Origin of the sequence: Agrobacterium tumefaciens str. B6, assembly GCF_001541315.1 — a bacterium.
GTDB lineage: Bacteria > Pseudomonadota > Alphaproteobacteria > Rhizobiales > Rhizobiaceae > Agrobacterium > Agrobacterium radiobacter.
In genome coordinates this window covers 23,677-42,730 of sequence record NZ_LMVK01000023.1, presented here as the reverse complement: position 1 = coordinate 42,730, position 19,054 = coordinate 23,677, and the positions used below count along the sequence as shown (strand labels likewise).

Here is a 19,054-nt window from a genome sequence, read left to right as displayed (position 1 = left end):
TTGAGCCTTCGGGCGTGCGATATTCGATTGCAAAAACGCGCCCCGTGAATAGCTTGTGCGGCATGGATTCTGGAATTGGGAGGATTCCCTCATGGCGCACAGCAATGAAAAAGCCACCGTCCTGGCGAGGCTGGATGAGCTGGAGCGGTTTTGCCGCGCCGTTTTCCTTGCCGCTGGCACCGACGACGAAACGGCCGATGCGGCGACGCGCGCCATGATGCATGGCACGAGGCTCGGTGTGGACAGCCATGGTGTTCGCCTGCTTGCCCATTATATCACCGCGCTTGAAGGCGGGCGTCTCAATCGGCGGCCGCAGATCGCCCGTGTTTCCGGCTTCGGCGCAGTGGAAACGATCGACGCCGACCACGCCCATGGCGCCCGCGCCACCTATGCGGCCATGGACAGCGCCATGGCGCTTGCGGAAAAATTCGGCATCGGCGCGGTGGCGATCAGGAATTCCTCACATTTCGGCCCGGCAGGTGCTTATGCGCTGGAAGCGGCGCGGCGGGGTTATATCGGCCTCGCCTTCTGCAATTCGGACAGTTTCGTGCGCCTGCATGATGGCGCCATGCGCTTCCACGGCACCAACCCTATCGCCGTAGGCGTGCCGGCAGCGGATGACATGCCCTGGCTGCTGGACATGGCCACCAGCGCGGTGCCCTATAATCGCGTTCTGCTTTACCGGAGCCTCGGCCAGCAGCTGCCGCAAGGCGTTGCCTCTGATGGAGACGGCGTCGATACGCGCGATCCGCATGCCGTTGAAATGCTTGCCCCGGTCGGCGGCGAGTTCGGGTTCAAGGGTGCGGCACTTGCGGGAATGGTGGAGATTTTCAGCGCTGTGCTGACAGGCATGAAACTCAGCTTTGATATCGCTCCCATGGGCGGGCCGGATTTTGCCACGCCGCGCGGGCTTGGGGCCTTCGTTCTGGCGCTGAAGCCGGAAGCCTTCCTGGAGCGGGAGGCGTTCGATGAGGGCATGAAACGTTATCTCGAGGTCCTGAGGGAATCTCCCGTGCGGGAAGACTGCAAGGTCATGGCGCCGGGTGACCGGGAGTGGGCGGTGGCCGCAAAACGGGAGAGGGAAGGGGCTCCTGTCGATCCCGTCACGCGGGAGGCGTTCTCGGAGCTCGCGGCAAGATTCTCGGTTAGCCCGCCCGCCTATCATTAAATCTGCCTGCGGCTTTCCGCCTTCAGCCCAGAGTCAGGCGGGGCGCAGCAGCATGTTCGGGTGCGGATAGGCGGTGGCGGCCGGGCCCAGCCTTTCGGCGACGACGGGGCGACCGATATAGTAACCCTGCGCGTAATCGATCTCCATCTGCCGCACCAGCCTTAGCTGTTCCTCAGTCTCCACGCCTTCGATCAGGATTCTGTGGCCGCGGTTGCGGATGAGGCGGATCATGTCCTGCAGCATTGCCCGGCCACGCGGGGTCTTGCTGTCATGCAGGAAGGAGCGGTCAATCTTGACGGTATCGAAATCCGTCATGCGCAGCCACGAAAGGCCGGCAAAACCCGTTCCGAAATCATCCAGCCAGATATTGATGCCGAGCGTCTTCAGGTCGTTCAGACACCGCAGCACGTCAGAATGCATTTCCATGTCGACGCCTTCAGTGATTTCGAAGGCGAGCCTGTTGCCGGCAATGCCGGCCTCCACGAGAATGGCCGCGACCGAGGTGGCAAAACCCGGATTTTTCAATTGCATCGGCGAGACGTTGACGCTGACGACAGCCACCTTGTCATCGGCCAGTATCTGTTTGCAGACGGTCTTGATGGTCCACAGGCCCAGTTCCATGATCGTGCCGGTGCGCTCGGCAATCGGAATGAAAATACCGGGTGCAACAGGGTTCCCGTCCAGCAGGCGAAGCCGCATCAGCGCTTCAACCCCCGCGGTCTCATTGGTCGAGATGTTGAGAATCGGCTGGTAGACGAGGGAAACGAGATTTTCCGCGATGGCGATTTTCAGCAGGGCGGCAATGTTCTCCGTCTCGTCGCTGGTCTGCGGATCATCGGGATCGAACAGCTTCATGCAGTTGCGACCGTTGCCCTTCGCAATATAGAGCGCGCGGTCGGCTTCATTGATGATCTTTTCCAGCTTGGCGTCCGGATTGGGGCGGGTGAAGGACGCACCGATGCTGACAGTGACGATGAAGGTGCCGTCCCGGCGCTGGTCATGGGCGAGCGACAGGTTTTCAACGGTGTGGCGTATCGTCTCGGCAAGTTCGCCAACCTGCTGCTTGGACTTGAACGGCGCCAGCACGATGAATTCCTCACCGCCATAGCGGCCGATTGAGGCGCCGTGTTCGGTGATGGCATCCTGCAGGGCGGTGCCAACGGTCATCAAGCATTTGTCGCCTTCCTGATGGCCGTAACGGTCGTTGTATTTCTTGAAGAAGTCGACGTCGATCAGAAAAACGGCAAAGCCCTCTTCCTTCCTGATCCAATTGTCCCACAGAAGGCGCAGATGATGATCAATGGCGCGGCGGTTCTGCAGACCGGTCAGTGAGTCGGTATTGGAAAGGCGCAGCAGCGCCTGGCCACGTTCGTCCGCGGCCTTCTGTTGGGCCTTTGCCTCCAGCCCGTTCACAAAGACGTGGTAGCGCTCCCGGTTCAGGTTCCAGTTCACGTAGGAAGTGAAGACGAAGCAGGAAATGTAGAAGGTGCCGAAGGCGAATTTGTAGAACGAGTCTTCGGGAAACTGCGTCGCCGCCAGAAAATAGGTAACAAGAATAATGCCCGAAGACACCAGCGACAGATGAAAGCGGAAGGTGAAAAACAGATTGGCGCCCATCATGAAGATCGCCCCGAAAACCATGTAGTAGGACATGTTTTCGGTATTGTCGGTCAGTAGCGAAGGCAGCAGCCAGCCGATATAGCCCATGACGAGAGCGGTAGCGCAGGTAAGATCAAGCGCCGCAGTGCTGGCGCCATTGCGCAGCTGAATTTCCAGCGTCAGCAGCGATGAGATGACGACGGCAAAGCGTGCGAGAATGGTGTAAGATGCGACATCGGGTATCAGAATGATGTCGGTTGCGGCAAACAGCAGATAGATGAAAACAGCGGTCCACAGGCCCCGTCGGATTGAACCACGGCGGCTGCGCTCACCTTCCTGCTGGTAAAGGGCAAGAAGTTCATCAGAAAACCGGGAGTCCGGCCGCCGATAGTCTTGCTGTCCACTCACCTCTCCCAATGTGTGCTTCATGCACTTTCCCATAGTGTTGCGTATACTTTATTAAGTAACTGCTTATTCCACTTTTCCGTGTGCTGTCGCACCCAGTGCGGGTTCCCGTCGATCTCCGCCGATGTGGGCCGAGAACATGGAAAGGAAGAACGCATCATACGTTCGCAACATTAAGTTTCACTAAATCGCGTATCTGCTTTCTCCCGTACTCACGAGTGTGACCAAAAAAATACGCTAATCTACTAATGTATCCCTACACCGCACAAAAATCGAAAGCGAGTGGCCTTCCGTCTCCCAGAAACGTATAGTTAACAATGTGTTAATACTGGAGGCTGAAGTGGTGCGGGTAAAGAAGAAAAATCTTGACGGGGCAAGTCTGATTACCCCGGATACTGTCGCAAAAGAGATTTTTGCACGCAGGACGGAAACATTCGATGAGCAGTTCGCAGTTGCGAAAGCAGAGGTGGCGCTCATTCTCGAATTGGCACAACAGCAATTCGACAATCGTGTTTCGGCGCGTGAGATAATACATAGAACGGCGGGCGCACTTCATGGCCTGCGGGAAAATCTCCACTCCAGCGTGTGGGCTGAACTGATTCCGCTGGTACAGAAACACCCCGTTTCGAGCCATTTTCTGGAGGACCCGTTCACGCGGTGGTCTTTCGAAAAGCCGCGGGGTTATTCGGGCGATGCGCAGCTGCTCGATTTCATTTATGGTCACGACAGTGTTGCCGAACTGGTGAAGAAGGCTACGCCGCTAGGTGCCGCCCTTTACGATTATACGAAGGATGCCAGTTCCTCGGTCGCCGTGCGCGAGCGGCGCGATTTGCTGACACGCTTCGTTGACGAGGCTGCAGCCCGGCACGGCAATGAGACGGAAATCCTCACCATCGCGTCCGGCCATCTGCGCGAGGCGGATGCGTCCATGGCGTTGAAAGAGGGCGGGATCAAGCGCTGGGTGGCGCTCGATCAGGATCCCTTGAGCGTCGGTTCCGTCGCCCGGGATTTTAACGGTAGCTGCATCGAGGCGATCGACGGTTCCGTGCGCGATATCGTGCTGCGCACGCAGGAACTCGGCACTTTCGACCTAGTCTATGCGGCCGGTCTTTACGATTATCTGAACGACCGTGTGGCGATCAAGCTCACGCGGCGCTGCATGGAGATGCTGAAACCCGGCGGCATGTTCCTCTTCGCCAATTTCTCGGAAGACATCGTCGTCGACGGTTACATGGAGACCTTCATGAACTGGGCGCTGCTGTTGCGCTCCAAGGCGGATATGTGGCGGATCGTCAATGCCAGCGCTGATCCTTCCAGCATCGAGGCGGAGGTGTTCTTCGGGGAGAACCACAATATCGTTTACGCAACGATGCGTAAGAAGGCGTGACATCCTTCGGCCAGTCTCTGCTTGCCAATAACTATTTGCTTAAACCTCGTCGCGGGCCTAAGAATCCGCGCCGAATGCGTTGCAGGATGGAATGGCTGAAATGAAGAGATATTATTCGGATATGGGCGGTTTGCCGGGACAGACGGAACTTCTGTCGAGCAAGGCGGTGTTCAAGACCGCTTATGCGGTCATCCCCAAAACCGTCATGTCCGATATCGTGACAAGTGTGCTGCCGCACTGGACCGGCACCCGGGCCTGGATCATCGCCCGGCCGATGACGGGTTTTTCCGAAACTTTCGCGCAATATATCGTTGAGGTGCAGCCCGGCGGCGGCAGCGACCGGCCGGAACCGGACGCACGGGCCGAGGCGGCGATCTTCGTCGTTGACGGCGAAATGACCGTGGAGTTCGAAGGCGTGCAGCATGGCCTGCGAGAGGGTTCCTTTGCCTTCCTGCCTGCCGGCTCCCGCTGGCAGCTTCGCAATTCGGGCAAGGCGCCTGTCAAGTTCCACTGGGTCCGCAAGGCGTTTCAGGCGGTCGAGGGTCTGGAGCCGCCGCCGGTGATCTTCACGCATGAAGATGAAAACACTCTCTCGCCCATGCCCGACACGGACGGCAAATGGGCAACGACCCGTTTCATCGATCCGGAGGATGTACGTTACGACATGCACCTCAACATCGTCACCTTCGAGCCGGGCGCGACCATTCCCTTCATGGAAACCCATGTGATGGAACACGGCCTTTATGTGCTGGAAGGCAAGGCCGTCTACCGGCTGAACGAGGATTGGGTGGAAGTGCAGGCGGGTGACTTCATGTGGCTGCGCGCCTATTGCCCGCAGGCCTGTTATGCGGGTGGACCGGGCCGCTTTCGTTACCTGCTCTACAAGGATGTGAACCGGCACGTGAAGCTCTGGTAACGGGCATCATAGTCACAGAACCCGGGAATTATCGCGCAATCCGAAGGTTTGCGCGATAAATGCTTGCGTTAAATCGAATATCTCTAATAAATCCGGTGATGCGGGCGGCCATTGCCGCCCCGCACCCTTTCGGCCTTCATCCGCATTTACCTCAAGAAGAATGCCCGCATGAGTGAGACGATCGATACCAACATCTTCAACCTCGCGCCCGTGGCGATGTGGATAGAAGATTTCAGCGACGTGAAAAGCCAGTTCGATATCTGGCGGTCGCAGGGCGTCGAGGATATCAGGACGTTTCTTCTCGAAGATTTATCAAGGGTTGCGGCCTGCTCCCAGAAAATCCGTGTGATCAAGGTCAACGTCAGGACGCTGGAGCTGTTCGAGGCGCGTGATCAGGCGCATCTCGTTGACAATCTGCACCGGATTTTTCGTGACGACATGCTGGAAAGCCATGTGAACGAGCTTTCCGAACTCTGGGCGGGCAAGACGGAATTCACCAGCAACGCGGTCAATTATTCAATCGGCGGCAAGCGGCTGGATATTCAGTTGCGCGGTGCGGTCATCCCCGGCCACGAAGAAACACTCGGGCGGCTGCTTTTGACCACCGAGGATGTGACGGAGCGGGAGGAGGCCCGCCGCAAGGAGCGTCTCAACCGCCGTTACGCCGAAGGCATGTTCAAACATTCGCCCGTTTCCCTGTGGGTGGAAGATTTCAGCCGGGTGCGGCGATTGATCGAGGAGGTCAGGGAGCGCGGCATCATCGATTTCCGCGTGTTCATGGATGTTCATCCCGAATTCGTGCGGCAATGCATGAGCGAAATTCGCGTCATCGACGTCAACCGCGCGACGCTCGACCTGTTCTGCGCGCCGGACCGGCAGGTTCTGTTGCAGCGGCTTGGCGATATTTTCCGCGGCGAGATGGAAAAGCCGTTCCGCGAACAGCTGATGGAGCTTTGGAACGGCAATCTCAACCACCATCGCGAGGTGGTGAATTATGCGCTTGACGGTTCGGAGCGGCACGTTCTCCTGCATTTTTCCGTTTTTCCGGGCCATGAGCACGACTGGTCGCTGGTGCAGGTGGCGTTGACGGACATTACCGCGCGCAAGAAGGCTGAAGCCTATCTCGAATATCTCGGCAAGCACGATGTGCTGACCAAGCTGCACAACCGCGCCTTCTATTCGGATGAGTTGAACAGGCTGGAGCGCAGCGCGCTCAGGCCGGTTTCTGCGATCGTTATCGATCTCAATGGCCTGAAGGACGCCAATGACAAGCTGGGGCACGATGCCGGTGACGCTTTGTTGCGGCGCATGGGAGAGGTGCTGAACGGCGTCGTGACCGCGCCGAACCATGCCGCGCGCATCGGCGGTGACGAATTCGCCATCCTTCTTCCCGGCGCCGACAAGCAGGTTGCCGCCGCCATGGTCGAAACCGTTTATGAGTTGCTGAAGATCAACAACCAGTTCTATTCCAGCGCGCCGCTCAGCCTGTCGCTGGGTGTGGCGACCAGCGAGGCCGGCGAGACGATGGAATCGCTGGTGCGCCGCGCCGATATGAATATGTACGAGCAGAAGAACGCCTATTATGCGGCCCTGCGCAACAGATCCGCCGATAATAGCGACACGACGAAGAACGGTCCGCCGGAAGCCACCTCGCTGAAGCGTCTGTTCTAAGCGGGCGGGAAACGGCACATTGCCGTCCCGTTTGCGCCATTTCCGTTTGATGCTCTGGCGATATGGCCACGCGCAGGTTCACTGCCGCCACAGGCGCTTCCCGCAAGGGCGGTCCTCCTTCCCGATTTCTGCAATAGCCATTCCCGTTTCCAAGCCGTCTCACGCCTTCACAAGCGCGTGAGACAGCTTTTGCACTGCAACAATTTCATTGCCAAATTTTACATACGTCTTAGTATGTATGTAAATGTGACCTTTTTTATGGATTCGGAGCGCAGTATGGCGAAGAGATTGAGGCAGATCGCGGCGGTGTTGTTGACAGGCATCGTTTTGGTCGGATGTAGCGATGAGCAGGCCTCAGCGCCCGGCGCGCCGCCGCCCGGTGCCGTGAAGATCGTGACGGTGAAGCAGGAAGAGCTTCCCATTACCAACGAATTGCCCGGGCGCATTGCGCCGACGCGGCTTGCCGAAGTGCGTCCGCGTGTCTCCGGCATCATCGTGGAGCGGGTGTTCGAACAGGGCTCGCTGGTGCAGGAAGGCGATGTTCTCTACCGGATCGATCCCGCGCCGTTTCAGGTGCGTGTCGACAGCGCCGAAGGCACGTTGCGCCGGGCGCAGGCCGCGCAGCTTCAGGCGCGGCAGACCGCCGACAGGCAGCAGCAGCTGCGCCGGTCCAATGTTGGTTCCCAGCAGGAATTCGACAATGCCATTGCCCAGCTGGCGCAGGCCGATGCCGAGGTAGCCGTGGCCGAAGCCGGCGTCGCGGAAGCGAAGCTCAATCTGCAATATGCCGATGTCAAAGCCCCGATCGGCGGCCGGATTGGTCGCGCACGTATTACCGAAGGCGCACTCGTCAGCGCCACCGGCTCGGAAAATCTGGCGACGATCCAGCAGCTTGATCCGATCTATGCCGACTTCACCCAGCCGGCCGCCGATCTCATCCGGCTGCGCAAGGCCCTGCAGGATGGCAAGCTGATGACCGGCCCGAACGAAGCCGAAGTCAACCTGCTGTTCGATGACGGCAGCCGCTACCCCGTTCCGGGCCGCCTGCTGTTTTCTGAAGCCGCGGTGGATGAAACCACCGGTCAGGTGACGCTGCGCGGTGAATTCCCGAACCCGAACGGCGATCTGCTGCCGGGCATGTATGTGCGCGTGCAGATCCAGCAGGGCATCCAGAAAGCCGCCTTCGCCGTGCCGCAGCAGGCGGTTCAGCGCGATGCCGGCGGTCAGGCCAGTGTGCTTGTCGTTAATGCCGAAGACACGGTCGAGCAGCGTCGCGTCAGCGTTGGCCGCGCCGTCGGCGATCGCGGGGGAATTTCCGAGGGCCTGAAGGATGGCGACCGCGTCGTGGCCGAAGGTTTCCAGAAGACCGCTCCGGGCGCGAAGGTGAAGCCGGAACCGTGGTCTGATGAGGCCGATGTCGCCACTGCCGCCGGCAGTGAGAGCGCGGCTCCCGCTGCGAAGCAATAAGGACCGATTTTATGGCACGTTTTTTCATCGATCGGCCCATTTTTGCCTGGGTCGTCGCCATCTTCATCATGCTGGCGGGCCTGCTTGCCATTCCCATGCTGCCGATTGCGCAATATCCGAATGTCGCCCCGCCGCAGATCTCCGTCTCGACCACCTATCCGGGCGCATCGCCGGAGGATATTTACCAGAGCGTCACGCGTCCCATCGAAGAAGAGCTGAACGGGGTTCCCGGCCTGATCTACTTCGAATCGACGTCGGAATCCTCGGGTCGCATTTCCATCAACGTCACCTTTGCGCCGGGCTCCAATATTGGTGAAGCCCAGGTGGAGGTTCAAAACCGCATTGCGCGCGTTGAACCCCGCCTTCCGCAGGCAGTCACGCAGCAGGGCCTGCGTGTGGAGCAGGCGGGCACGTCGTTCCTGATGATGGTGGCGCTCACCTCCGTCGACGGCAACACGGATGCCATCGGTCTAGGTGATTATCTCAGCCGCAACGTTCTGGGTGAGTTGCGCCGCGTTCCCGGCGTCGGCAGCGCGCAATTATTCGCCACCCAGCGCTCCATGCGTATCTGGATGGACCCGGACAAGATGCTGGGCCTCAGCCTGACCTCGAACGACGTCATCGGCGCCATCCAGGCGCAGAACTCGCAGGTTGCCGCTGGCCGCATCGGCGCATCGCCAAATCCCATCGGCCAGCAGATTTCCGCAACCGTCAACGTGCAGGGTCAGCTCACCTCGCCGGAAGAGTTCGGCTCCATCGTGCTGCGTGCCAATCCGGACGGCTCATCCGTCCGGCTGCGCGATGTCGCGCGTGTGGAAGTGGGCGGTGAAAGCTATAACTTCTCGAGCCGCCTGAACGGCAAGCCAAGCGCCGCCATTGGCGTGCAGCTTTCGCCCACCGGCAATGCGCTGCAGACCTCCGAGGGCGTTCGCGCCACGATGGAGGAGCTGTCGCGGTATTTCCCGCCGGGTCTGGAATACGAAATTCCCTATGACACCAGCCCCTTCGTCAAGATTTCGATCGAGAAGGTCATTCACACGCTGCTCGAGGCCATCATCCTCGTCTTCGTGGTGATGTTCGTTTTCCTGCAGAATATCCGCTACACGATCATTCCGACACTGGTGGTGCCCGTGGCGCTGCTCGGCACCTGCGCCATCATGTATGTCTCGGGTTTCTCTATCAACGTTCTGACCATGTTCGCCATGGTTCTCGCCATCGGCATTCTGGTGGATGACGCGATTGTCGTCGTTGAGAATGTCGAGCGCATCATGGCGGAAGAGCATCTGTCGCCCAAGGAGGCCACCCGCAAGGCGATGGGCCAGATTTCCGGCGCGATCATCGGCATCACGCTGGTGCTGACAGCCGTGTTCGTGCCCATGGCCTTCTTCCCGGGCGCCGTCGGCATCATCTACCAGCAGTTCAGCCTGACCATGGTGGTGTCGATCCTGTTCTCTGGCTTCCTCGCCCTGTCGCTCACGCCGGCGCTCTGCGCGTCGTTCCTGAAGCCCATCAAGGCCGGGCACCATGAGAAGAAAGGCTTCTTCGGCTGGTTCAACCGCGGCTTCGACAAGGCCTCGCACAAATATTCCTCGTCCGTCGGCAGCATCATCAAGCGTTCCGGACGCTTCATGGTCATCTATGCGGCGTTGCTGGTCGGCCTCGGCTGGGCGTATATGCAACTGCCGAGCTCGTTCCTTCCGAACGAAGATCAGGGCTACCTGATTGTTGACATTCAGGCACCGGCGGAAGCCAGCAGTGATCGTACGCTGCAATCCATCCAGCAGATCGAAAAGATCTTCATGGAAGAGCCGGCGGTGGATCGTGTGATTGCGGTTTCGGGTTTCTCCTTCTCCGGCTCCGGCCAGAATGCCGGTCTGGCCTTCGCCACCTTGAAGGACTGGAGCGAACGCGGACCGAATGATTCCGCCGCCGCCATATCGGCGCGCGTCAATGCCAAGCTGTGGGGTCTTCCGGACGCCATGTCCTTCGCGCTGTCGCCGCCGCCAATCCAGGGCCTCGGCAATTCCAGCGGCTTCACCTTCCGCCTGCAGGATCGCGCGGGTGCGGGACAGGCTGCGCTCAGCGCTGCCGGTGCGCAACTGATGGCCGCTGCCCGTCAGAGCCCCATCCTTGCCGGCCTTCGCATTGAAGGTATGCCGGATGCGGCACAGGTCAACCTGATCATCGACCGTGAGAAAGCCAATACGTTCGGCGTCACCTTCAGCGATATCAACGCCACCATCTCGGCCAATATGGGCTCGTCCTACGTCAATGACTTCCCCAATGCCGGCCGCATGCAGCGCGTGACGGTGCAGGCGGAGCAGGGCCAGCGCATGAAGACGGAGGATCTCCTGAACCTCAACGTCCGCAATGCCAATGGCGGAATGGTGCCGGTGAGTTCGTTTGCCACGGTGGAATGGGTGCGCGGTCCCTCGCAGGTGGTCGGTTATAACGGCTATCCGGCTGTTCGTATCGGCGGCCAGTCCGCACCGGGCTATTCGTCCGGTGACGCCATTGCCGAAATGGAGCGTCTGGCGAGCGAATTGCCTGCTGGTTTCGGTTTCGAATGGACCGGTCAGTCGCTGCAGGAAATCCAGTCCGGTTCGCAGGCGCCGGCATTGATCGGGCTCAGCGTTCTCTTCGTCTTCCTGCTGCTCGCAGCACTTTACGAAAGCTGGTCCATTCCGCTCTCCGTCATGCTGGTGGTGCCGCTTGGCGTCATCGGCTCGGTGGCGGCTGTCATGCTGCGCGGCATGCCGAACGACGTCTACTTCCTGGTGGGCCTCGTCGCCATCATCGGCCTGTCCGCAAAGAACGCGATCCTGATCATCGAATTCGCGAAGGATTTGCGGGCGGAAGGAAAATCCACCTATGATGCGACGGTGGAGGCGGCGCACTTGCGCTTCCGGCCGATCCTGATGACGTCGCTTGCCTTCTCGCTCGGCGTGCTGCCAATGGCGATCGCCTCCGGTGCGAGTGCGGCGAGCCAGAATGCCATCGGCACCGGCGTTCTGGGTGGCATGATCTCGGCGACGATCCTCGCGATCTTCTTCGTCCCCGTCTTCTTCGTCTTTGTCATGAAGATTTTCGGGGATCGGAAGAAGGAGAAAGAGATTGCTGCTGACGCCCTATCGCCGGCGGAATAAAACGTGTGTGAAGGCCGGGCCAAAAGTCATGTGAATGCGTTCATCTGATTGACAGCCCGGCACTGCAAAGAAGGCACGGTGCGAAAGCGCCGTGCCGCGATTGGAAGGAGACATGAGCATGCGCCGAACCAAGGCCGAGGCAGAAGAGACGCGTCAGGCGATCCTTGCCGCTGCCGAGCGGGTGTTCTTCAAAAAGGGTGTTGCCAACAGCTCTCTCGATGAGGTGGCGGCTGCCGCCGGCGTCACGCGCGGAGCGATCTACTGGCATTTTTCCAGCAAGAGCGATCTCTTTATCGGCCTCTATCAATCGGTGTCCCTGCCGGAATCGGATCTGCTCGATTTCGGCGACCCCGACCTCAAGGGGCTGGCTCTGCTGGCCAAGATCGAGGAAGCGGCCTGCAAGTGGCTGACGCTTCTTTCAAAAGATGAGCAACGCCAGCGCATCATGACCATCAGCCTGCGCACCAATTACTCGGATGAGTTCGCCCCGGTGCTGCACGCGCAGGAGGAACTAGACCGGTATCACAAGGATCGGCTCGAGGGCGCTTTCGCGCGGGCGCAGGCGGAAGGTGCATTCAACGACAACTGGACGGCGGACTCTGCGCTCGACGCGCTCTACTGGCTGCTGAAAGGCATGTGCTCCGACTGGCTGCTGTTCGGCAAGCGTTTCGATCTGGCCAAGGAGGGCGCCGAAGCCGTGCACCGTCTGATGAAGGGTTTCCAGCGCTCCTCCGCATCCTGACAGGACTTTCACGACCTTCTGGCTTGCGGTTCATACGGTCAAATTTGAGTGTATTCTAAAACACCAGCGAAAATTGCTTTACGTACCTCAAAACGGACGCTAGCTTCTTCTTCGAGCTTTGGGAGGAGTTCGTAGATGGTCATTTCAAAGAAAATTAAGGGGCAAGCGCCGTCCGTTCCTGCGGGACACCGGTGACGGCACATGGCTTTTGCTGACGAATCTCCAGACCATGCCCTTATCCGGACGGTTGGGCTGTCGAAGTCTTTCGGGCCGGTACAGGTTCTGAAGGATATCGAGATCGCGGTGCGTGCCGGTGAGGTCCACGCGATCATAGGCGAGAACGGTGCCGGCAAGTCGACGCTGATGAAGCTTCTGGCCGGCAATGAAAAGCCGTCGGGCGGGGAAATCCGCATCGATGGCGAAGCCGTGGCGCTGAGCGGCCCCGTGGATGCTGAACATCGCGGCATTGTTCTCGTGCATCAGGAAATATTGCTGGCGCCCGATTTGACGGTGGCGCAGAACATCTATCTCGGCCGCGAAGTACGCAGGGGCGCCATGGTGGACGACCGCGCCATGCGCGCCGGCGCCCGCAAGGCGATCGCCGATCTTGGCGGTACGATCGATCCGGACGCCATTGTCGGCAGCCTGTCGATTGCCCAGCGGCAGCTGGTGCAGATCGCCCGCGTTCTGCTCGTGCCGCATCGCGTGGTCATTTTCGATGAGCCGACGGCGAGCCTTACGCCCATCGAAACGGATGCACTGCTGAATGTCATCAGGGACATCCGGGCAAAGGGCGTGGCCGTGCTTTACATTTCGCATCGTCTGCCGGAAGTGAAGGAGATTGCCGACCGGGTGACGGTTCTGCGTGACGGCAAGCTGATCGCCTCCCATCCGGCATCGGCGCTGGAGCCTGCCGATATGGCGCGGCTCATGGTGGGGCGCGACGTAGCCAAGCTTTATCCGGACCGCGCCGCCGGCGGCGAACACGAGCCGGTTCTGCAGGTGGAGCATTTTACCGTTCCGGGGTATGCTCAGGATGCCGGTTTCAGCCTGCGCAGGGGCGAAATTCTCGGTTTTGCCGGTCTCGTTGGCGCCGGCAGAACGGAACTCATGGAAGGAATACTCGGCCTGCGCGCCGGGCGGGGAACCGTGCGGCATCACGGCAGGCCGGTGCATTTCGCAAAGGCGGAAGACAGCCTGAAGGCCGGCATCGTTTATCTGAGCGAGGACCGCAAGGGCAAGGGGCTGCTGCTTGGCAAGGATCTGCGGATCAACCTGACACTGGCCTCGCTCAAGAAATTCAGCCGGATGTTCCAGATCGACACGCGGCGCGAAACGGCGGCGCTCGATGATGCGGTGCGCGACTTCGATATTCGCACTGGCCGCAAGGATTTGCTTGCGGGCCAGCTCTCCGGCGGCAACCAGCAGAAGCTGCTGCTTGCCAAGATGATGCTCCTCGATCCCTCCATCGTCATCATCGACGAACCGACACGGGGCATCGACATCGGCACCAAGGAGCAAATCTACCGCTTTATCGCCAAGCTCGCGGATGAGGGGCGCTCGATCATCGTCGTTTCCTCGGAAATGCCGGAGCTGATCGGCATCTGCGATCGTATTCTTGTGATGCGTTCGGGCCGGATCGTCGGTGAGGTGACCGGTGAGCGCATGACTGAAAACGACATCGTGGCGCTGGCGACGGGCGTTCATACGCAGGAACCTGCCTGAGCGCCCGTGTCGCGGGAAATATGGCCTGATAAAGAAACTGAGGGAAAACATGACTGAGGCCGCATTTGATAACGGCAAAACGCCGAAGACCTCGAAGGACTGGGACCTGCGAGCGGTTGCGCCTTTCGTGGCGCTGGCCCTGCTGCTGGTTCTCGGCACCATCGCCAATCCCAATTTCATCGGCATCGACAATCTGTTGAATGTCGTCACCCGCAGCGCCTTCATCGCCATCATCGCGCTCGGGGCCACCTATGTCATCACGTCAGGCGGGCTTGATCTATCGGTCGGCGCCATGGTCGCATTTGTCGCCAGCCTGATGATCCTGTTCATGAATAGCGGTGTCATCGCCAGTCCGCTTTTGATGCTGCTTACCGCCATGGCGCTGGCGCTCGCCATCGGCGCTGCCTGCGGGCTGACAAACGGCCTCATCACTACCATCGGCCGCATCGAACCTTTCATCGCCACGCTCGGCACCATGGGCATTTATCGCGGCTTGACCACGTGGCTGTCGCAGGGCGGCGCGATCACGCTGCGCAACCCGGAAATCCAGACGCTTTATCGCCCGGTCTATTTCGGTAATGTCTTTGGTGTGCCGGTGCCTGTCATCGTCATCTTCGTCACCGCCGCAATAGCCGCCTTCGTGCTCTATCGCACCCGCTATGGCCGGCATCTCACGGCCGTCGGCTCCAGTGAGGATGTGGCGCGTTACTCCGGCATTTCGGTCGCACGGGTCCGCACCATCGCTTATGTGGTGCAGGGGCTCTGCGTCGCCGTTGCGGTGCTGCTTTATGTGCCGCGTCTTGCCTCCACCTCGGCCACGACAGGCATGTTGTGGGAGCTGCAGGCGATCACCGCCGTCGTCGTCGGCGGCACGGCGCTGAGAGGCGGGGTAGGGCGCATCTGGGGTACGATCTGCGGCGCCTTCATTCTGGAGATCGTCGGCAACATCATGATCCTGTCGAACTTCGTCAGCGAATATCTGATCGGCGCCATTCAGGGCGCGATCATCATCATCGCCATGCTGGTGCAGCGCTCGCTCAGCCGCAGGTGACGTATCACGCCGCGCCATGTGGGGCAGGCGCGGTTGAAGGAGGAACGCCCCGGTCTTGGGAGGAAAGAGACTATGCGTAGTAAATTCATCGGCGTGGCCTTTGCCGCGCTGGCCACGGTGCTTGCGGGTTCAGTACACGCACAGGACAAGAAGGTCACCATCGGCGTGTCCATTCCGGCGGCCGACCATGGCTGGACGGCAGGCGTCGTCTATCATGCCGAGCGTGTGGCGAAGCTGCTGATGCAGGAGCATCCGGGGCTCAACATCATCGTCAAGACGTCGCCGGATGCCGCCAATCAGGCGAATGCGCTTCAGGACCTTGCCGTGCAGGGGCTCGATGCGCTTGTCGTGCTGCCGTCCGATCCGGATCCGCTCGTCAACGCCATCAAGGAGATCAAGGACAAGGGCACCTTCGTCGCGCTCGTCGACCGCGCGCCGAGCGTCAACGACAATTCGATCCGCGATCTCTACGTTGCCGGCAACAACCCCGCGCTTGGCCAGGTGGCGGGCGAATACATCAAGAAGACGACGCCGGATGCCGAAGTCGTGGTCATTCGCGGCCTGCCGATCCCGATCGACCAGCAGCGCCAGGATGGTTTCGACAAGGGTATTGCCGGTTCCAGCGTCAAGGTTCTCGACCGGCAATATGGCAACTGGAACCGCGACGACGCCTTCCGCGTGATGCAGGACTATCTGACCAAGTACAAGAAGATCGACGTGGTCTGGTGTCAGGATGACGACATGGCAATCGGCGTGCTGGAGGCTATCCAGCAGGCGAAACGTACCGACATCAAGTATATCGTTGCGGGCGCCGGTTCCAAGGACATGATCAAGAAGGTCATGGACGGCGACAAGCTGGTGCCGGTCGACGTGCTCTATCCGCCGGCAATGGTGGCGACAGCCATGCAGCTGACGGCAGGGCATTTCTACGATCAGGTCCCGGTTGCGGGTGAGTATATCCTCGATGCGACACTGATCACCAAGGACAATGCCGAGCAGTTCTACTTCCCGGATTCGCCGTTCTGATCTGACTTTCAGCCAACACCGACGCCCGCCGCAAGGCGGGCGTTTCATTTGATGGGTTACCCGTTCTTCCTGAACCACGCCGAGAGATAATCGACAAAGCTCCGCACCTTGGCGGGCAGGTAGCGGCGATGCGGATAGACCGCATAAATGCCTCTGTCCTTGGAAATATAATCGTCGAACAGCGTCACCAGCTCACCGGACTGGATGTAGGGTCTGGCGATGAAATCCGGCACCAAGGCGATGCCGAGACCGGCGCGCGCCGCGCGCAACGTCGCCTGCGGGCTGTTGACCTCGATCGGCCCGCTGATGGTGACCGAATTCGAGCCGCCATCCGGCTCCAGATACCGCACTGTATTATGAAAACGCGTATTGGTGTCGATGATGAAAGGCACGCGGGAGAAATCCTGCGGGCCGTCTAGCGGCCCGTGTTGCGCCACGAAATCCGCCGTCGCCACCGCATAGACCCGGAAATCGGAAAGCTTGCGGGCGATGAGGCCCGAATCTTCGAGCCGGGTGATTCGAACCGCGAGATCGAAACCTTCCTCGATCAGGTCGACGAATCGGTCTTCCGCGACGATTTCCAGCGACAGTTCCGGATTTTCCTTGGCAAAATCGATCAGGCTCTGGCCGACATCGGCATCGATGAAGGTGCGGGGAACGGAAATTTTGAGCTTGCCCTTCAGATCGGCATTCTTTTCACGCACCAGATCGGCGAGGTTATCGATCTCCTTCAGAATATCGGAAGCGGTGCGGTAATAGGTATGTCCGGCTTCCGTCAGCGAAAACTGCCGGGTGGTGCGGTTGAGGAGCAGTGCGCCGAGATCATCTTCCAGCTCCCGCACATATTTGGACAGAAGCGCCTTGGAGCGCCCGGTCTTGCGCGCCGCGGCGGAAAACCCCTCAGCTTCGACAACATCGATAAAGGCGCGGATGCGGGTCAGCGTGTCCATGAAAATCCTCCGGTTCGTTCCATATAATTGAACGTGCGCAAGTCACTGTTCAACCCTTAATTCACTGCTGAAAAAATCCGCTCTTTGGTGAAAAATTCCTCTTGATTATGACTGCGAATATTCTTATCTCCCGTGCTGCCCAAAGTCGCACGTGCCCATGTGTGTCCGCCGAGTCCTCGATGTGGTGAGGATTTAGGTAAGGTACCTGGAACTAACCCCTCCAGTCGCTATTCCGGCCAACCGGGAAATGCGAGGACATATGAAGCAACGACGGTGCGGGCCTTTCTGGTTCTCTGCCGGCTTTCCATCAGCCGGGGTACTGAAGAGGCACACCATCATTGCCTGAAGTGCGGTCGGGTCATTCCCTCCAATCGATGGCAGACAAAGCCGAATGATGCTCTGGCAGGGCGTCGTTCACATTCGCGCCTTGAGCGTATGCTATCGAGTCTGCGCCTCCACCGGCTGATTCGTATGCATATCTCGAGCGTCCTTTGTCCTTCGGATTTTTCCGAAGTCGGTTTAACAGGGAATATATCGATGACGACTGCACGCATTCTCGACTTCATCAAGACCCGACGTCCCGAAGGCCCTTGCCTCGTGGTTGATCTCGACGTCGTGCGCGACAATTTCAACGCTTTCCGGCACTCCCTGCCGAACAGCGCCATTTATTACGCCGTCAAGGCAAACCCGGCTCCCGAAATCCTGAAGCTGCTCGCTTCGCTCGGCTCCAACTTCGATTGCGCCTCCGTGGCTGAAATCCAGATGGCGCTTGATGCGGGTGCGACTTCCGACCGTATCTCCTTCGGCAACACCATCAAGAAGGAACGCGATGTTGCACGCGCGCATGCGCTCGGCATCGATCTCTTCGCCGTTGATAGCCACGAGGAAGTCGAGAAGGTTGCCCGTGCCGCTCCCGGCGCACGCGTGTTCTGCCGCGTGCTGACGGATGGCGAAGGCGCCGAATGGCCGCTGTCGCGCAAGTTCGGCTGCGTGCCGCAGATGGCTGTCGACGTTCTGGTCTATGCACATCAGCTCGGCCTCGAATCCTACGGCGTATCCTTCCACGTCGGTTCGCAGATGATGAATCTCGACGCATGGGATGCGGCGCTGGCCGATGCCAAGCGCGTCTTCGCTTCGCTTGCCAAGCAGGGCATCCACCTGCAGATGGTCAACATGGGTGGTGGTTTCCCGACCAAGTACCTGCGCGATGTTCCGGCTGCCGAAGAATACGGCCAGGCGATCGACACGGCGCTGCGCAAGCACTTCGGCAACCAGATCCCGAAGACGATCATCGAGCCGGGCCGCGGCATGGTCGGCAATGCCGGCGTCATCAAGGCGGAAGTTGTTCTCGTGTCGCGCAAGTCCGACAACGACAACCACCGCTGGGTGTTCCTCGACATCGGCAAGTTCGGCGGTCTCGCCGAGACGATGGATGAGGCTATCCGTTACCCGATCCGCACCGAGCGCGATCAGGACGAGATGGAGCCCTGCGTTCTGGCCGGCCCGACCTGCGACAGCGCCGATGTGCTGTATGAAAAGAACATGTACCCGCTGCCGGTCTCGCTGACCATCGGCGACGAAGTTCTGATCGAAGGCACAGGCGCCTATACGACGACCTATTCGGCCGTTGCCTTCAATGGCTTCGAGCCGCTGAAGGCTTACATCATCTGATCCGAACGCCGTCCGCTGAGCAGGGCGGCGTCTCGACCAAGCTTCCGTTCCGGCTTTGCCGATTGTGCTGATGCGCAAATCCCTGCTTGCTGCACCTCTTCCAGCCGAGGAAAGCGTGTCGGCGGGCCGG

At 59.7% G+C, this 19,054-nt stretch carries 13 protein-coding genes; 11 read left to right on the top strand and 2 right to left on the bottom strand.

The window, feature by feature from the left end:
- Positions 1 to 91 precede the first annotated feature (91 nt).
- A complete protein-coding gene (locus ASB65_RS16365; protein WP_060724698.1) occupies positions 92 to 1,168 on the top strand; it encodes an Ldh family oxidoreductase in 1,077 nt (358 codons plus the stop codon).
- Positions 1,169 to 1,201: 33 nt separating this feature from the next.
- On the opposite strand, the gene ASB65_RS16360 is transcribed toward ASB65_RS16365, so the two are convergent.
- Complete coding sequence (locus ASB65_RS16360; RefSeq protein ID WP_003506574.1) at positions 1,202 to 3,196, bottom strand: putative bifunctional diguanylate cyclase/phosphodiesterase; 1,995 nt, start codon at positions 3,194 to 3,196, stop codon at positions 1,202 to 1,204.
- 316 nt (positions 3,197 to 3,512) lie between these two features.
- Between ASB65_RS16360 and ASB65_RS16355 the strand changes: the two genes are divergently transcribed.
- The 9 genes from ASB65_RS16355 (at position 3,513) to ASB65_RS16315 (ending at position 16,303) form a co-directional block, all read left to right on the top strand.
- Complete coding sequence (locus tag ASB65_RS16355) at positions 3,513 to 4,559, top strand: class I SAM-dependent methyltransferase (RefSeq protein WP_060724697.1); 1,047 nt, start codon at positions 3,513 to 3,515, stop codon at positions 4,557 to 4,559.
- Between the two features lie 91 nt (positions 4,560 to 4,650).
- Positions 4,651 to 5,475 carry a bifunctional allantoicase/(S)-ureidoglycine aminohydrolase gene (locus ASB65_RS16350; protein ID WP_035213010.1) on the top strand — a complete coding sequence of 275 codons (825 nt, stop codon included), beginning with the start codon at positions 4,651 to 4,653 and terminating at the stop codon, positions 5,473 to 5,475.
- A 168-nt stretch (positions 5,476 to 5,643) separates the two neighbouring features.
- The gene (locus tag ASB65_RS16345; protein ID WP_035213033.1) at positions 5,644 to 7,146 is read left to right on the top strand and encodes a sensor domain-containing diguanylate cyclase; all 1,503 of its coding nucleotides are present in this window, start codon (positions 5,644 to 5,646) and stop codon (positions 7,144 to 7,146) included.
- A 276-nt stretch (positions 7,147 to 7,422) separates the two neighbouring features.
- Positions 7,423 to 8,613, top strand: coding sequence for an efflux RND transporter periplasmic adaptor subunit (locus ASB65_RS16340; protein WP_081088443.1), 1,191 nt, complete (start codon positions 7,423 to 7,425; stop codon positions 8,611 to 8,613).
- Between the two features lie 11 nt (positions 8,614 to 8,624).
- A complete protein-coding gene (locus tag ASB65_RS16335; RefSeq protein WP_060724695.1) occupies positions 8,625 to 11,759 on the top strand; it encodes an efflux RND transporter permease subunit in 3,135 nt (1,044 codons plus the stop codon).
- A gap of 118 nt (positions 11,760 to 11,877) precedes the next feature.
- Entirely contained in the window at positions 11,878 to 12,501 is a 624-nt protein-coding gene (locus ASB65_RS16330) for a TetR family transcriptional regulator (RefSeq protein ID WP_031234023.1), read from the top strand.
- 201 nt (positions 12,502 to 12,702) lie between these two features.
- Positions 12,703 to 14,226 (top strand): sugar ABC transporter ATP-binding protein, encoded by a 1,524-nt coding sequence (locus ASB65_RS16325; RefSeq protein WP_020810940.1) that lies wholly within the window; start codon positions 12,703 to 12,705, stop codon positions 14,224 to 14,226.
- Positions 14,227 to 14,275: 49 nt separating this feature from the next.
- A complete protein-coding gene (locus tag ASB65_RS16320) occupies positions 14,276 to 15,277 on the top strand; it encodes an ABC transporter permease (RefSeq protein ID WP_003506587.1) in 1,002 nt (333 codons plus the stop codon).
- 72 nt (positions 15,278 to 15,349) lie between these two features.
- Positions 15,350 to 16,303 (top strand): substrate-binding domain-containing protein, encoded by a 954-nt coding sequence (locus ASB65_RS16315; protein WP_020011756.1) that lies wholly within the window; start codon positions 15,350 to 15,352, stop codon positions 16,301 to 16,303.
- A gap of 56 nt (positions 16,304 to 16,359) precedes the next feature.
- Here ASB65_RS16315 and ASB65_RS16310 read toward each other — a convergent pair whose 3' ends face one another.
- Positions 16,360 to 17,253 carry a LysR family transcriptional regulator gene (locus ASB65_RS16310; protein ID WP_003506591.1) on the bottom strand — a complete coding sequence of 298 codons (894 nt, stop codon included), beginning with the start codon at positions 17,251 to 17,253 and terminating at the stop codon, positions 16,360 to 16,362.
- A gap of 537 nt (positions 17,254 to 17,790) precedes the next feature.
- Between ASB65_RS16310 and odc2 the strand changes: the two genes are divergently transcribed.
- Positions 17,791 to 18,924, top strand: coding sequence for an ornithine/lysine decarboxylase (gene odc2 / locus ASB65_RS16305; RefSeq protein ID WP_003506594.1), 1,134 nt, complete (start codon positions 17,791 to 17,793; stop codon positions 18,922 to 18,924).
- The last annotated feature ends 130 nt before the right edge of the window (positions 18,925 to 19,054 follow it).

Bases quoted from the DNA above. Each gene is read 5' to 3' on its own strand.
- ASB65_RS16350 (WP_035213010.1), top strand. From the start codon at position 4,651: ATGGCTGAAATGAAGAGATATTATTCGGATATGGGCGGTTTGCCGGGA.
- ASB65_RS16330 (WP_031234023.1), top strand. From the start codon at position 11,878: ATGCGCCGAACCAAGGCCGAGGCAGAAGAGACGCGTCAGGCGATCCTT.
- ASB65_RS16345 (WP_035213033.1), top strand. From the start codon at position 5,644: ATGAGTGAGACGATCGATACCAACATCTTCAACCTCGCGCCCGTGGCG.
- ASB65_RS16315 (WP_020011756.1), top strand. From the start codon at position 15,350: ATGCGTAGTAAATTCATCGGCGTGGCCTTTGCCGCGCTGGCCACGGTG.
- ASB65_RS16340 (WP_081088443.1), top strand. From the start codon at position 7,423: ATGGCGAAGAGATTGAGGCAGATCGCGGCGGTGTTGTTGACAGGCATC.
- ASB65_RS16325 (WP_020810940.1), top strand. From the start codon at position 12,703: ATGGCTTTTGCTGACGAATCTCCAGACCATGCCCTTATCCGGACGGTT.
- ASB65_RS16310 (WP_003506591.1), bottom strand. From the start codon at position 17,253: ATGGACACGCTGACCCGCATCCGCGCCTTTATCGATGTTGTCGAAGCT.
- odc2 (WP_003506594.1), top strand. From the start codon at position 17,791: ATGACGACTGCACGCATTCTCGACTTCATCAAGACCCGACGTCCCGAA.
- ASB65_RS16335 (WP_060724695.1), top strand. From the start codon at position 8,625: ATGGCACGTTTTTTCATCGATCGGCCCATTTTTGCCTGGGTCGTCGCC.
- ASB65_RS16320 (WP_003506587.1), top strand. From the start codon at position 14,276: ATGACTGAGGCCGCATTTGATAACGGCAAAACGCCGAAGACCTCGAAG.
- ASB65_RS16360 (WP_003506574.1), bottom strand. From the start codon at position 3,196: ATGAAGCACACATTGGGAGAGGTGAGTGGACAGCAAGACTATCGGCGG.
- ASB65_RS16365 (WP_060724698.1), top strand. From the start codon at position 92: ATGGCGCACAGCAATGAAAAAGCCACCGTCCTGGCGAGGCTGGATGAG.